General features: G+C 40.6%; 6 protein-coding genes and 1 pseudogene. All 7 read right to left on the bottom strand.

Annotation, left to right across the window (positions count from 1 at the left end; all coding sequences use genetic code 11):
* Positions 1 to 73: 73 nt before the first annotated feature.
* The 7 genes and pseudogenes from DYD17_RS05030 to DYD17_RS04995 all read right to left on the bottom strand — a co-directional run bounded on the left by DYD17_RS05030 (position 74) and on the right by DYD17_RS04995 (position 14,776).
* Positions 74 to 6,070 (bottom strand): DEAD/DEAH box helicase family protein, encoded by a 5,997-nt coding sequence (locus DYD17_RS05030; RefSeq protein ID WP_115252828.1) that lies wholly within the window; start codon positions 6,068 to 6,070, stop codon positions 74 to 76.
* Between the two features lie 50 nt (positions 6,071 to 6,120).
* Positions 6,121 to 6,672, bottom strand: a complete 552-nt coding sequence (locus DYD17_RS05025; protein ID WP_115276394.1) for a hypothetical protein — start codon at positions 6,670 to 6,672, stop codon at positions 6,121 to 6,123.
* Positions 6,656 to 6,847: a thrombospondin type 3 repeat-containing protein gene (locus DYD17_RS05020; protein WP_000433419.1), complete on the bottom strand. Its 192-nt coding sequence runs from the start codon at positions 6,845 to 6,847 to the stop codon at positions 6,656 to 6,658. The genes DYD17_RS05025 and DYD17_RS05020 overlap by 17 nt, the downstream gene beginning before the upstream one ends.
* The gene (locus tag DYD17_RS05015) at positions 6,848 to 11,752 is read right to left on the bottom strand and encodes an SspB-related isopeptide-forming adhesin (RefSeq protein WP_115276393.1); all 4,905 of its coding nucleotides are present in this window, start codon (positions 11,750 to 11,752) and stop codon (positions 6,848 to 6,850) included.
* Between the two features lie 193 nt (positions 11,753 to 11,945).
* Positions 11,946 to 13,337: pseudogene (locus DYD17_RS11335) on the bottom strand (HEPN domain-containing protein).
* A 6-nt stretch (positions 13,338 to 13,343) separates the two neighbouring features.
* The gene (locus DYD17_RS05000) at positions 13,344 to 14,186 is read right to left on the bottom strand and encodes a nucleotidyl transferase AbiEii/AbiGii toxin family protein (RefSeq protein ID WP_000672729.1); all 843 of its coding nucleotides are present in this window, start codon (positions 14,184 to 14,186) and stop codon (positions 13,344 to 13,346) included.
* Complete coding sequence (locus DYD17_RS04995) at positions 14,183 to 14,776, bottom strand: type IV toxin-antitoxin system AbiEi family antitoxin domain-containing protein (RefSeq protein WP_000364835.1); 594 nt, start codon at positions 14,774 to 14,776, stop codon at positions 14,183 to 14,185. Before DYD17_RS04995 ends, DYD17_RS05000 begins: the two co-directional genes overlap by 4 nt.
* Positions 14,777 to 14,895 lie beyond the last annotated feature (119 nt).

The following is a 14,895-nucleotide window of genomic DNA, read 5'->3' as shown; positions in this document are numbered from 1 at the left end:
ATGGCGAACATGCAGTTGATACTTGGCTCAACTAACGGAATAGTTGGTCTGGTCATCATGCCAGACAGTTCAATTAAGCGACTTCATGTCGCACCCAGAGGTAGTTATCAAATGACCCTTTGGTAATATAATGATAGATATCTACCTCTTGGTGCATATTGCCTTGACGAATTAACCTACCATTGCGTTGGACAATATCAGAGGGACGCCAGGGAACGTCTAAATGATGAACAGCTTTCATGCGAGACTGCACGTTTAATCCTGTTCCACCTTTTTCCGTTGAAGCCATGAGAATCCGTACTTCTCCACTATTGACCTTGCGTGACAGAGAGTTTTTCTTGTCATCCGTATTAGCGTCATGGACAAAGGCAATTGCTTCTTTGGGAATCCCTCTATCCACCAAGAGGTCTTTCAATTCATTGTAAACATCAAACCCTTCTTCCTTACTTTTAGGTGTGCCAATATCAGAGAAAATCATCTGCGTGGCTTTCTCGAGATTACCCTCACGGTAAATCCGTTCCACGTTATCCACCACTTGTAGAATCTTCTCATTGTCAGATAAGGTATAAGCTGGGTCAATAAGGCGCATGTCAATGGCTAGTTTCCTTGCTTCTCCAGTAATCTTTAACATGTTATCAACACTAGGGTCAACGTTGCCTGACTTGATAGCGTCTGAACGGTCAACCAACTCTTCAAGATAATATTTCTGAGCTTCTGTCAATTCGCTCTCCACTGCAATAACTTTAGCTTCTGGTACTGGTAAATCAAGCATATCTGAGGTTTGAATATCTGCTGTTTCCTTATAAATCCGCATGAGTTCAGGCAGGTTCACAAACTTCTTAAAGCGTTTCTTGGGTTGGTACTTATCCCCTGTCGGTGCTAGTTCCATAGCGTTTTCGATATTCCCAAAAGCCCCTACCCATGAATCAAGATTAGAGACCTGGTATCGTTCTAGGACATCGGGTTGGATATAGCTCATCATGGTATAGAGTTCACTAATAGAGTTAGAGACTGGTGTTCCTGTCGCAAAGACCACATTACGATAGTCGTGTTCTCCTTGAACCTGTCTGACCTTCATTTCCATATCCACGTTCTTTTTAGAAGTCGTGTTGGTAATCCCTGCGACATTCCCAAGGCCTGTAATGGGTCTGATATTCTTAAAATGGTGAGCCTCGTCCACAAAGAGAAAGTCAATCCCTAGATTTTCAAATTCAATAAAGGTATCACGTTCCAACTTTTGAAGTTCTTCCAATTGGTGCTCTAAACCCTTAATAGAACGCTCTGCTTCTTTAACAGTATAATCACTATCACTACCTTGCTTGATGTCACGAAGTTGTTGTAACTTATCTTGAATATAGGTCACTTGCTTTTCATGACTCATGGGAATTTTCTCAAACTGGGAATCCCCAATGACAATGGCATCATAGTCCCCTGTGATAATCCGTGAGACAAACTGCTTACGTTTGGCTTTCGCAAAATCTTTCTTGGTCGTCACATAGACATTCTTGGTTGGGAAGAACTTCATGATTTCTTGGCCAAACTGAGCGGTCAGACTTGATGGCACCACATAAAGAGGCTTATGCACCATTCCGAGTTCTTTCAGTTTGAATCCTGCCCCAAGCATGGTTAAGGTCTTACCTGAACCCACTTCATGAGCTAGAAGCGCTCGTTTTTCTTCCACAATCCGTTGAATAGCATTCTTTTGGTGAGGGCGTAAGGAAATATTCTGGGCAAGCCCATCAATGGTTAAATGGCTGCCATCATAAACTTTTGAGACTGTACGATTATAAAGGCTATTATAGGTCTCTTCAATCATCTGTTGCACCTCTGGGTAACTAGCCACAAAATCTTGGAAGAGTTCTTGAAGTTGTGTTTCCTTAGCACGAAGAACCGTTGTCTTCTCCACGTCCGTCACGTGCTTTTTCTTATCCCCATCTTCCACTTGTTTGGTAATGGTTGGTTGATTGGAATTAAGCAGGTTTTCAAAGATTTTACGACCACTATCATACCGAGACCCAGGCACACCTAAACTTCTATCCGTTGCGGTAGAATACCTAAAGGCAAACTTGGATTGGTAAGACATCGTCCCATCAATCGGACTGACTTCAAGAATAGTTGATACTTCTTGGTCAGTCAGGTCAAAAGTTTGTCCCATAAAGGTTTCTTGGGCAAATTTCCCATAAACGGCTAGAGGAATCCAACGTGAGCCAATCCGATAATCAATATCAGCTAAGGTCACACGTGGTGGTTTCACATCTTCTAAGAGACCTTGATAATAGACCCAAGGAAAATCAGAGTTGTCTTCTTTAATGAGTAAGTCCACAACCTCTAACTTAGTCACCACATCCCCTGATAAGAAATCCTGCCGAGATACATAGACCACTTCCCTATCTTTTAGATAGCGTTCTGGGTCTGGAATAATAGCGTCTACTAATTCCTCAATCAAAGACGCTTTAGAATCCGTCTGATAAATAGACATCATGTAAGCCAAATCGACCCCACGACCATCTGCTAGACTAGAATTGAGAGCGTCAAGGGCAGAAGAAACTGCCGTTACTTCCTTTTCAGGACGAACTAGGGCTTTCTCAAAAGCCAGAGACTTGGTATAGATAACTATTTTCCCACTTGGATCAAGTCCTTCATCTTCCAAACTCGCAAGCAGTGAATACTTATCATCACTATCAAAGAGATTACGGTTCACAGCACTATTCACATAGCCAAAGCGTTTCACAAAACTATCATAGGTTTGATTGAGTTTTCCAAGTAAGTGTGCAAACTCTTCCTTGTCATAATCATAGTAACGTTGAATGGCGATGACCTCTTGGTAAGCGTTCCGAATATCGACCATCCCTTTAATTCGTGCCACTTCTTTCTCAGTCAAGGGAGCTTCATAGAAAACAGTCTTTTTGAAATACCCCTTAAACTGCCCACGTTTGGTCGCTTCTTCGGTCACATAAACATCAAGAGCAGTGCTATCTGTGACTTCGAGGTCATTAAAGCGGTCAATCTGTTTTTGCGAATGCTTGGTATCCCAAGCTTGAAAGTTGCCCTCCTCATCCACATAATAGCTAATCTCCTCGGTCTTAGTCCCAACACGGATTCCCTTATTATCTCGGTAGTAAACCGTAGAATCTTTATAGCCAAAGCTATACTGGTCTAAGCTTTCTCTGATTTCAGGCGGAACAGAGGTATCAATGACCTGTCTTCTCATCACATCAGGAGTGATGAAGATGTCAGAGTTATCCACCACTCTAGGGGCTTTAACCTGTTTAAGAGCAGTCTGAACATCTGCTAGCAAATGATCAGAATTGCCTTTCACAGAAAGTGTCCCACCGTTAAAGTTTCTAACCTCATAGGTCCCAAGAACCTGACTATTGTAGTCTCCATCAAAGTAAGGATTCAGCCAAATACGATCATCCTTGTCATAGCGAATAGAACCTGAAAAAGCTAAATCATCTGCCACATATCCCTTATCCACATGCTTCTGGAAAAACAACATGTCCGTTGTGACATTGGTGCCTGCAATGGCCTTAAAGGCAGTATCTGGCAAACGCACACCACCAAGAAAATCAGTCGTCTCACGAATGTCCTGGAGAATGTTTTCTGTCCGTTTATCCATGGTTCCTGTGGAGGAAATAATAGCCACTTGTCCACCATCATGCACCAAATCAAGGGATTTTTTGACAAAGTAATCATGAATCATATAGGGTTTATCATAGCGACTGTCCGCAATCCTGATATTGGCAAACGATACATTTGAGAGAACCAAATCAAAACTATTCTCATTAAAGGCAACAGTCTCAAAGCCCTTTACTTCAATGTGGCTATTCGGATGAAGGTGTTTGGCAATAGTTCCTGTAATCGTGTCTAACTCTACACCATACAACTCACTATTTTCTCTCAGGTGGTTAGGCATTGCCGCAAAGAAATTCCCAGTCCCCATCGAAGGGTCTAGAATTTTACCACCTGTAAAGCCATCTCGTTCTAGTTTATTCCACATCTCACGAATCAAGAGAGGGTCTGTGTAATAAGCTGTCAAAGAAGATTGTTTCATGTCTGAATACTCTTTCTCTGTGACTAGCGTTTTTAATTCCTCACGTTCCTTAGAAAACTTTGGATTGTACTCGTCAAAGAACTCGTTAGCTAAGCCTCCCCAGCCCACGTATTTGGCAAGCAGTTCTTGTTCACTTGGTGTGGCTTGACGGTGTTCAGATTCAAGACTTTTCACCAAACGAATAGCAGCTACGTTGGTTTCAACCTTATCCCTTGTTGTCTTAGGGTAAAAGTCTGTTAGATCTTCTGGGAAGTGAAAATCAGTGGTCGGGGGCGTCTCAGTGACTTCTGGTTCCAACTCATCTTCTGACAATGCTTCTTCTTGTTTAGCCTCTCTCTTATTTGATGATAGAGATGTTATCACTTGAGAAACCGGCTCATTTTGTTCTTCCATATCCATGAAGGAAAAGAGGTCTAATTCTTGGCTAGGTTCTTCCACTTCCTCTTTTTCTTCGACAGAAGGAACATGAAGAGCTTGAGTGATGTCTTCTAGTGTCCGTAAGAAAAGAACTGGATTTTGTTCAATCACATCGGTGAAATCATTTTGTAATTCAATCCGAATCAGGTTATTAACGCCTGACTCCTCAATGGCCATTACCTGAAACTCTTGCCCCTTATAAGTTACTCTAGAATCAATCGGGTAGCGTTTAAGGGCTTCTTCTACGATAGGATTTGGTAGTTTTTCTTGAGTCACAATGATTTCAGGTTTTGTTTGTGAGATGTGTTCTCGCCATTCCCTAAAGGATAGGTCAGGTTGGGACAGTTTGTCCCTTTCAAAGGTTCTAGCTTCTTCAAGAGTAAGGTCTTCATGCAAGAAGGCGTAGGCAATGGGTCTTGCTTCTTCTAAGTCTAGCTGACTGGTCAAGAAAAATTCTGCCTTGTCATGCGTTAATCCCATCTGAAGCAATTCTGTCGCAAGGGCTAATTGAGTGACGGTTGCCTTAGGATAGCCCCCTAGCAAGGCTAGGTCGACATTCTTCAAACGAAAACGCCCTGCAGCATCTATCAGTATCCCACCTTGTTGCTCATCAAAGTCAGCTAAGTCTATCTCTAAACGAGTCAGTTTTTCGGTATTTTCACCCAAAATGGTTTGACCCATTTCAGTTAAGATCACTTCTTCTTGAGGTGTTAAAGGACGTTGTAAGTCATAGACGGTCCCATCAGCTTCTAAATAGGTTAATAGCTCATTGTCCGCATAGATTGGCGTCATTTCCATCTCATGGTCAAACTCCCCACGTCTCAGGTTTGGTAGCTTTGGACGGCTATTTCTCACTTGGTCAAAGTGACTTAGTATCTCAAATTTTTGAGACAAGTTTAGATGTTCATAGGCTGGTAAATGTTTGGTTTGCCCTGTTCGTAAATCTAGTTGTGATAACTCGTCCTCATCAAGACTTGCGATTATGATGAAACCCTCTTCCCGAAAGGTGATTTCTTGACGAGACTCTGATATTACTATATTATCAACAACCTCCCCCTTTTCCTCCAACGTTTCCTGGGGACTTACCCGTTCAGGTTCATAGGTGAGAAGAAACTGTTCAATATCACGGCTAATTCGGTCAGACAAATTATTGGCCACTCGGTAGACATTGACCAAATTAGCAGCTCTGCCTTTTTCCAAAAGAGAAGCTGCCGAAATGGATTGATAGGCGCCCTCTTGGTCTAAGAGCTGAAAGCGAGTGGCTAGGTTAAAGAGAGCTACTTCAATCACCAAGGCTTTCTCATCACTGTTTAACTGAGGTAACTTCTTTAAGCCAGCCTGACCAAAGGTCTGCGTGTAGCTGCTTAGGTCTGTTGCCTCGTCAAAGGGGCTTGCCTCTACAAAAGCAGAAACTTCTGTTTCAAAGCGAACCACTTGAACAGGTGAGGTGACTACTCCTCTTTGGGTTGTAAAATTTTGGATAAGGCTATCCCAATCCTCATCAAAATGGGTTGCTTGATAGCGTAAAAAGGATTCCAAAAGAATCTGGTCACGTGGCAATCTTGCCCGCAACATCTCAAGTAATTGTTCTTGATTCATACGTTCCTCCAATTAAAAAAGGAGCTGAGAGGTATTCTCAGCCCACTGCTTTAGTCTAGGACCAAGGCTCTTTGGTCTTTTTCTTGTGGTAACTTTTCCATCAAAGTTGTCACATACTGTCGTAAGAAATGGCTTTTTTGGTCTAACAAATCCTTCTGCAAGGCGAGATAAGTCGCATCTCCAAAATAATCTTGACTCGTTAAAGACAACTCCTTTTGGATAATGTCCTGCAAGGTTTCTAAGGTGAGAGGCGAATAATCCTCCTCATTCAAAACCTCATACTGAGCAAGGGACTCAGAAATATTGTTGGACGCAATCACTTCCATAATGAAACTAGCTCCCTCACCTGTTCGATAGAGTTTATCCAAGAGGTCCGTCACTTCTTCTTGAAGCTGTTCCTGATAACCGTCTGCTCTTAGACGCAGGTCATCACTAACTAAAGACAAGTCATCAATGCTCCTAAAGTCTTGATAGAGCGTATCAAGAAGTGACTTGTTTTTGATACTCAACTCCATAGCTAAAAAGGCTTTAACCATATCTTCATAGTTTTCTAGTGCCATATCAGAGAGAGTTTTTGAAATCGTGTCATAATTCCAAGCCATAACTGCTCTCCTTACGCTGTTGAATTGGATTCAAGCCTTGTTGGACTTCTTCTAGGTCTGTCAGTCCGTCACTATCCGTATCATTGCTAAAAGGATTAGTCCCTAAAGCTAACTCTTGAGCATCCGTTAGACCATCTTGGTCTGAATCTCTTGTGTAAATGTTTTTAGGTTCCATCTAGTTGTCCTCCATTTTGCGTTTAGAAAGTCCGTAAGCTAGACCTAAAAGAAGTCCTCCACCGACAAGCGCCAAGAGGGATTGACTCTCTCCTGTATTTGGTAAGACACTTGCTGGAACTGGTGGTTCTTGTGTTGGAATAGGTGGTTGGGGTGGGGTTGGTTGAGTCGGAGTTGGTGGCTCTGGTTCAGGAGTAGTTGTTTTAACCGTGTTTGAACTGATAGTGTAGCCATTGACGGTATGTAGTACCGTATTTTCTACTTCACCTGAAGTGATTCGTTTCATCTGCACGTAAACATCAACCTGAAACTCGGATTCTTCAGCTAGTTTTTCAAGGAATTCCTTATCAAAACTGATGGTAACCGTTCCTTTTGACGTGTCGACATGTTGTAGTGTGTACTTGGTCACTTCTGTCCCTTTTGGTAAAACCGTTCCATCTTTTAGAGTCACATCTACTAAGGTATAAGCCTTGTAAACACCGTTATAGTCGTCATGGCTTTCATCGTAATCATCGTCAAAGCGGTATTCGATGAGTGGTGTCGCACGATTACCAGGAATAAGTGCTCCCACCAAGCGGTAGTTAAAGACCTGATTCAAAGCAACTTCTTTTCCATCAAGACTTTTCTCCTTTTGTGACAAATCAATCACCACATCTTTTTGTGGGTCTAGTTTTGGCACATTATTAACCACAGTCTCTGTCACATAAGCCAAACCAAAGTCAATCTGATAAGCGGTGTTTTCATACTTCCCACCAGTTTTTGTCAGCTCATTCTTAATGGTCATTGGAAGGGTCACCACTAAGGTTTGACCAGTTTTAACATAAGCCTCGTAGAACGCTTTTGGATCATCAGCGCTTAAAACTTGAATGGCTCCTTTGGGTATGAACTGGCGTTTGGCCATAGCATCTTGAACCACTTTAGGCGCTTCCGACAATGAGGCATAGGCTTTCACCGAAATCCCTTTGGCAAGAGTTCCTGCCTTATCCATCACTTGGATACCATCTGCATTGAGGCTAAGCGCTTCTTCGGGGTAATCATCCACCATGTAAAAACCTTTTGCAAGAACATCCTCCGTCACCACCAAGTCCTTGTACTGACTGTAATCCAGAACAATCTTATAGTAATTGACGGTATTTGGAAGAACGGTCTTCCCATCAATAGACACGCTCTCTTTATTGGTATTGGACTTATGAGGGTTTACTTTTGGCACGTGATTCGTTACCGTATTGGTTTCATAGGCTTGTCCAAAGTCTACTTGATAAGCTACATTGTCATAAGACTTTCCTGAATTAAGCATAGACTCACGAACAGTCATAGGAGTGATGATGGTGATGTTTTGACCTTTCGTTACATAAGAATCATAAAAGGCTTGCGGATCTTCTGCCATAAAGACTTGGAAAGCTCCTTTAGGAGAAATCTTGCGTTTTGATAGGGCTGCTTGTAGGTTTTTAGGAGCTTCTAATAAACTCGTATAAGTTTTTACCGTCACACCTGACACTGCTTTGCCGTCAGTTGTCACAAGTTGAATGCCTGCATCATCTGGTAATAGAGCTTCTTCGGGATAGTCATCCACAAAGTAAAACCCTTGTGCAATCTGAGCCTTATCGGCCTTAATGCCTCGGTATTGGTCTAAGTCCCATGACAAGGTATAGTGGTTTTGTGAACCCACTACCATCGGTTTTCCGTTAATGTCCACCTTATCCTTATTAAGGCTTTGTTTTTTAGGTGTTGGGCTAACAAGGGTATTGATCACCTCATCGGTTTCATAGCCATTGCCAAAATCCACTTGGTAGGCTTTGTTTCGATAGGTTGCCGTTTTCCCATAGAGGTCATCTTTCACTGTCATTTTAGTGACAAGGTTCAAAGAGGTGCCTGTTTTAACATACTGGTCATAGAAAGCCTGATTATCATTAGGCATAAAGACTTGGAAAGCCCCTTTAGGAGAAATCTTAGCATGAGCGAGTTTATCTTGAAGGTCTTTAGGCGCTTCTGACAGCGACGCATAAGTCTTAACAGTAATCCCTGATAAAGCTTTGCCTTCAGGAGTGGTGATACTTGTTCCCTTGTCTACCAAGTCAAGAACTTCTTCTGGGTAATCATCCACAAAGAAGAAACCACGAGCAACCGTCTCTTTAGAAGAGATATCTCCCTTGTATTGGTCTAAATCCCAGGTCAAACGGTAATGGTTAGTTGTGCCTAAAGCCACCACTGTATCGTTAATGACCACACCATCTTCATTTTCATTGCGTTTCTTAGGGTCAATACGGCTAGTGGTTGTCCCATCACCAGGCGTACGCACTGTTACGACATTTGAAGTCACCGTATAGGCGTTTGGCGTTCCTTTATTGATGAGGAGCTTATAACTGTTGGAATAGCTTGCTCCATCATTTTGAAGGCTACCGTAAAGTTTCGGAGCCACCAGTTGATAAGACTTGGTGAGGTCTTGGTTGACCTCTTGAAGCAAGGCTTCCTTTGCGGTCAAGGTCACAAAATTCTTAGCAGCATCAAAGGTAAGGGTATAATTTCCGTTTTCTGCCTGCGTTTTTTCTTTATCAAAGGCATAGCCTGCCGGAAGGTAATCTTCAAAGGTGAGGCTAGTGGTTTTGGCTCGATTTGGAGAAAAAGCATCTACGGTTAAGGGATAAATGACCGTTGAATCTTTTGCGACCGTTTTGTCATGAAGGTTCACTTGGTCGGTATTGATAACTTCCTTAACAATTTCAGGAGTCGTTGTCAGACGATAGTCGTGATAATGAACCGTTGGCACTTGTGGTGCTTTTGGTAACGGTTCTGGCGTAGGGTCTTTAGGCAAGGTCACCTTGGTAAGTGTTAGGCTAGGCTGAGTAACTTTCTCTAATGGTTTTTCCTTAAAGCTCACAGGTGGCTCTGGGGTAAAGGTTTTTGGGGTAAAGGTTTTTGGCACAACCTTAACGGGTTCTGGAACTGGCTCTAACTTTGGTGTCACATGTGGTTTTGGACTATAAGGTTTAACCGTCCGTGCAACTGGAAGGGTATTTAAGGCAAACCAATAAGAGAGACCAACATTTTGGGGCATATCCCCCTGACCAAAGGTCACCGTATAGGTGTTGCCTGATGTAACCGTTGAGACAATTGCTCCTTTATAGGCATACTTACTATATGACGTATCCCATTCTTCAGGAAGCTTCAAATCACTGGCACGGTTTGACCCAAGTGAACGAGCCAAACCTTCGTTAGTTACTTGAATGGTTGAGCCATTGATAGGAACAAACTTACCTGATGTGTCTTTTACATACTCTAAACCGATGTCATTGTGGTTGAGTGAGGAATGAGTAAAGACACCTGGTTTTTCCTTGGTGAAGCTGACTTGTGAGCCATCTTCAAAGAAATACTTGGCCTTGACACGAAACTCCATCTTGTCTGTTCGCCAATTGCTTGTCCCATCATTACGGTAAGCGATAAAGCCTTCTGTTGGGTCATTTGGCACGACTAACTGCACGGCATTAGTTCCAGTTGGAGAAACAAGGTTTGTAATGTCATAGGCTACTTTTGTGATTTTCTTACCATCAAAGCGAGCATTTTGAAGATTTTGATAGGTAAAGGAAAGGGTTTCTCCCGTTTTGAAAGTATCATAGACAAAGAAACCAGTAGAATCTAGGATTTTAGAATACCCACCAAGCATAGCGTCACCTTTTGCAACGATACGATTTGGGTTTCTTGTATCAGCTGAATGGCGTGCTTGTGGTTCTCCATTATTCAAATTTAAAGCCTGAGCAAGAGCTTGTGAGATGTAGCCTTCCTCAACTTTTGAAATCTCAGCTAAATCACGTTTATAGCGCTCCATTTCTTTGGCGTTGTAGGTATCAATCGCTTCATTTTCTTTCTTGGCGGCTTCTTCTTTTTCCTTATTGCGTTTCGTGATAGCAGCAATCTCAGCTTCACGGTCTGTCACCAATTTTTGTTGGTCTTTATTGTAGACATCCACAGCAGCTTGACCAGCCTTATTTTCGTCATCTATCGCTTGTTGCCCAGCTTGATTGCGTTTAGTAATAGCTTCATTATCAGCCTTTGCTTTAGCAAGACTCGCTTCATTTTCCTTTTGAGTCACTAAGTTCTTTGCGACAATGGCATCTGCATCTTTTTTCTTTGATTCGTATTCAGATAGATTGTCCTTATTTTGCTTATCAATAGCAGCTACCGCAGAGGTATAATCCTGATAGCCTGAAACAGTTGAGCCATCTCCTGATGGTACTGTTTGAGTGGTAACGGTCACAATAGCCGACTGATCTTGGCCTTTGATTTTTGAAACTGTGCTATCCACTGAATGGTTCAAGGTTTTTCCTGCTTGAGTGGCGTCTTTATGACTAGCAGCCAACGCAGCATTCCCTTGTTCAACACGAGTTTTATCTTGTTCATAAATCGCTTTATCCGCTTTATAGGTATTGGTCACCTGAGTGATGGCTTCAGCCTGCTTAGCAGCATCAGCTTCCGCCTTATCCAATTGCTTACTGGTCTCACTCGCAGAAGTCGTATTTCCCAAGTCCATAGGTTGGTCTTGAACAGTAGTAACTCCTTTAGCAGTTGCTTGATTAACAGCCTGTGTCACAACATCATGAGGAACCGTAACCATGATAGCCCCATCTGATTGACCAGTTGAGGCAAGGCTATCCGTCTGTTCAACAACTGGAGTTGGCTGAGCTTCTGGTAAGTTGGTCGCAGGATTTTCTGTCAACTGAACGGTTTTATCCAGCGAGGGTGTTACCACTTCATCAGCTTGTGCTACTTGGCCACCCCAAGTGACAACAGCCGTCACCATAGTTCCAAGAGCCACCGAACAAAGCGTACGGTACTTCTTACTTTTACGGAAGACGTGTTTTTCTGCTTTTTCCTGATTGACTAAAAAGTGATGATGACATTGTTTGGTCATAAAAAGTCCTTCTTTTCTTTTTGATAAGTAGCAACAATCTGTCACTCTCTCCTCATCATAAAAAAGACGACTTGATTTTGGTATCACATCAAAGAAGGACAAAGAAAAAAGCTATCGGTAGCACTACCGATAACTTCTGAAATTCCCTACAAAAAAGAGGAGGACTGATGTATCAGACCCTCCCAGAGCCACTCTATAATGCCAAATTATGGTGAAATACTTCATTTATAATTTTTTGGATTTCTATCTCATCTATTCCAAAATATTGGAGTTGCATAGCTAGGACAATTTGTTCAAGGAACACTACATCTATCAAAGACTCATTTATAAATTCTTTATCTAAATTTCCGTGGGCAAAATTATTTCTTTGCTTGCCAATCCTCTCTCCGATTTTAGAATGATCATAAGAGATATTGTTTATTTTATACATATAACAACCAAATATATCTAGTATTCTAGCCCCGTATTCTTCAAATATTTGATGAATCTTTTGAGAAAGAGATAGATAAGAAATAACTGATTTTTTCAGATCTTTGTAAATTTTTTTCTTTTTACCTGTTGAGGTTTCAATTAAACACTCCAATTCTTTGCTGACTTCCTCTTCCAGTCTTTTTCTTTGATCACTTTTCCATTTATCTTCTGAAAATAGTTTGCTAAACTCCCATTCAAAAGCAGCAGTTCTTAGCACAAAACTGGCAGCATCAATTATCAGACTATCCCTAAAACTATTACCTAGATGTCTGAGATATAGATTATTTTCAGCTATGTCATTTAATATCTTCCCCTCATAGCCAGCAATATATTTTTGTTGAATATATCTTCCATCTTTCAATGGCTTCATTTCAATCTCAATACTTTCTTCAATCACATTGAATTCCCCAACCTTTCCTTGATTATTTGACAATCGAATATCAGTAAAACTAACATTTCTTCTATTACAAAGAAATTGGAGAAACTCTTTTGCGATACGATATAACTCTCGTACAAAAGAATAATCTTGAGTTTCTTCAAAATGAAAAATCATTGACTATGATAGGGTTAGAGGTGGTTTTTCAATAGATAGACTCGTTGTCCTTGTAATTCCGAAATAAACTTGAACTTCTTTTCCAAAAACGTTAAACTTCTGTTCTTTTGTCGTTGTGGAGTCAAAATCATAGGTACTAATATTTATTTTTCCATCATGTTCTTCAGTCTTATACGAAATTTCAAAAGCATGATTGATTGGATGAATATAGTTTAGTTCTAACCCGCTGAAGGATATCCGGCTAATCATAGGTCTTTCAGAATAACTAAAAAAATAGGCCAAAAACGGTACAGTAATAACACCATTGTTTTCATGAAGTTGAATGTGTTTATTTGTTAGAAATGTAATAACTTGATTTGTTTCATTTGTCCGTCCATAAAGAAAGTCTTCTTCTACAAATTTAGGATCTCCAGGCCAAGCATATCCCCCAGTTTCCAATTTTTTATAAAACCAAGAATACTTAATCGAATCTTTCTCTTCTTTAGGAATCAAAGATAACTTTTCTTTATCAAATGTAAAGAAAAATTCATAACCCATCATCTTCAAAGTTCCTGTCAGCATACGCTACTAACCCCCTAATTGATTTAAAATAATTGCCACCACTTCTACCGACTCCTCAAAACTAATTTCACTGGCATACCTAAATGATTTTTGATAACGAGACCAAAGCTGATTCTGATAGTCAGAGCTACGGATTACCTCTAATTGACTTTCCCAATTTATCAAAACATCTAAGCTTTCTCTTTTTTTAGCAGTATTGTTTAGAGCAGTTTTCAATATTGGGATATCAATCTCATCTTTTCGAAGGTGATACAATGTGTAGAGGTCATAGCGATCACGAGGTCTAGTTGAAGCAGCTCCTCGACGAATAATCGTTTCTAATTTTTCAGCAAGAACAGTTTCTAAATTATAAGTCCAAACTTCTAGCTTATTCTCTGAAAAAACAGACTGCAATTGATAAGTAATTTCTCGTGGCGTTATCCGATCACCTGTTGTTATATCAATAAAGACAACTTCACGTAGGGTATCGAATGTTGCCTTGAGTTTAAGGGTAAAGCCACCATATTCGTCATCTTGTCGAATTGGCTCTAACATATCAACTTCAAATTGAAAACCTTCAGAAGGTTGACTTACAATTTCTTTGAAGATTTTTTGAATATTTTCCTCGCTAAGAGGTTGACCTTTCAAAGTAACATCTAAATCCATTGTTGTTCGTTTATCTAAGCCAATCATCTGTCCGATAAGGAATCCACCTTTCACAATGAAAGAATCTTTATACCGACTTTCAGAGATGAGTTTTAAGATTTTTTCAATCAAATAGTTCTGCTGAACTTGTTGAGCAGGTATCCCTTTTTCTCTTGCAATATTCTTAATTTTCGCTTTGAAGCTATTGGCATTTGAAAATTTCACGACAAGACCTCCACATAAGATTGTAGCTTTTCAGTGACTTTAAATAGTTGTGCATAGTGGTACAACTTGGCATAATTCACAGCTCCTTTTTTAAAGTAAGCTTGAAACGCTGGAGCAATGACTTGAACATCAACATGATAAGCTGTTCGCAAACACTCTACCAAAGTTCGTTCCATATCATATACTGAGATAAACTGTCCAGCCTGTCGCTCTAGTTTTATAATACCGATTTCATGATGATTTCTAGCAACAATCGGCTTAACACCAGCTTCTTTCATTAGCCTCGTGTTCGTCCCAAAAGGAAAAGTCATCACAGGTTCAAATGGAACAGTGAGGGAAAGGCCATGTAACCATAGTGCTGTGTCTAAGGAATAAATTCCTTTTGGAAAACGATACTGTAAACTAAAGAAATCATCAATATAGGTATCAGGCAGATGATAAATCCCTCTTTCAATTGATTCCACTTTACCTTTTGAGACCAATTGATTCAGTTGTTGGTAAGAAAAGTTAAGCTCTTCTATATCACGAAAAGTTATAACTCCATGATTTTTTTTTATATAATCATAAACAGGTTTCTCTAACAGATCCATATCGCCACCTCCTAAACAATATGCTAACATTCTACTATAATGTTAGCATATTGTTTAGAAAAAATCAATAACAAAGAAAACAATATGCTAACAAATTATTAAGTTGTTAGCATATTGTT

This window comes from Streptococcus dysgalactiae subsp. dysgalactiae, from assembly GCF_900459225.1.
Classification (GTDB): domain Bacteria; phylum Bacillota; class Bacilli; order Lactobacillales; family Streptococcaceae; genus Streptococcus; species Streptococcus dysgalactiae.
Note: the sequence above shows the minus strand (reverse complement) of the source record. Positions and strands in the feature narration are given on the sequence as shown.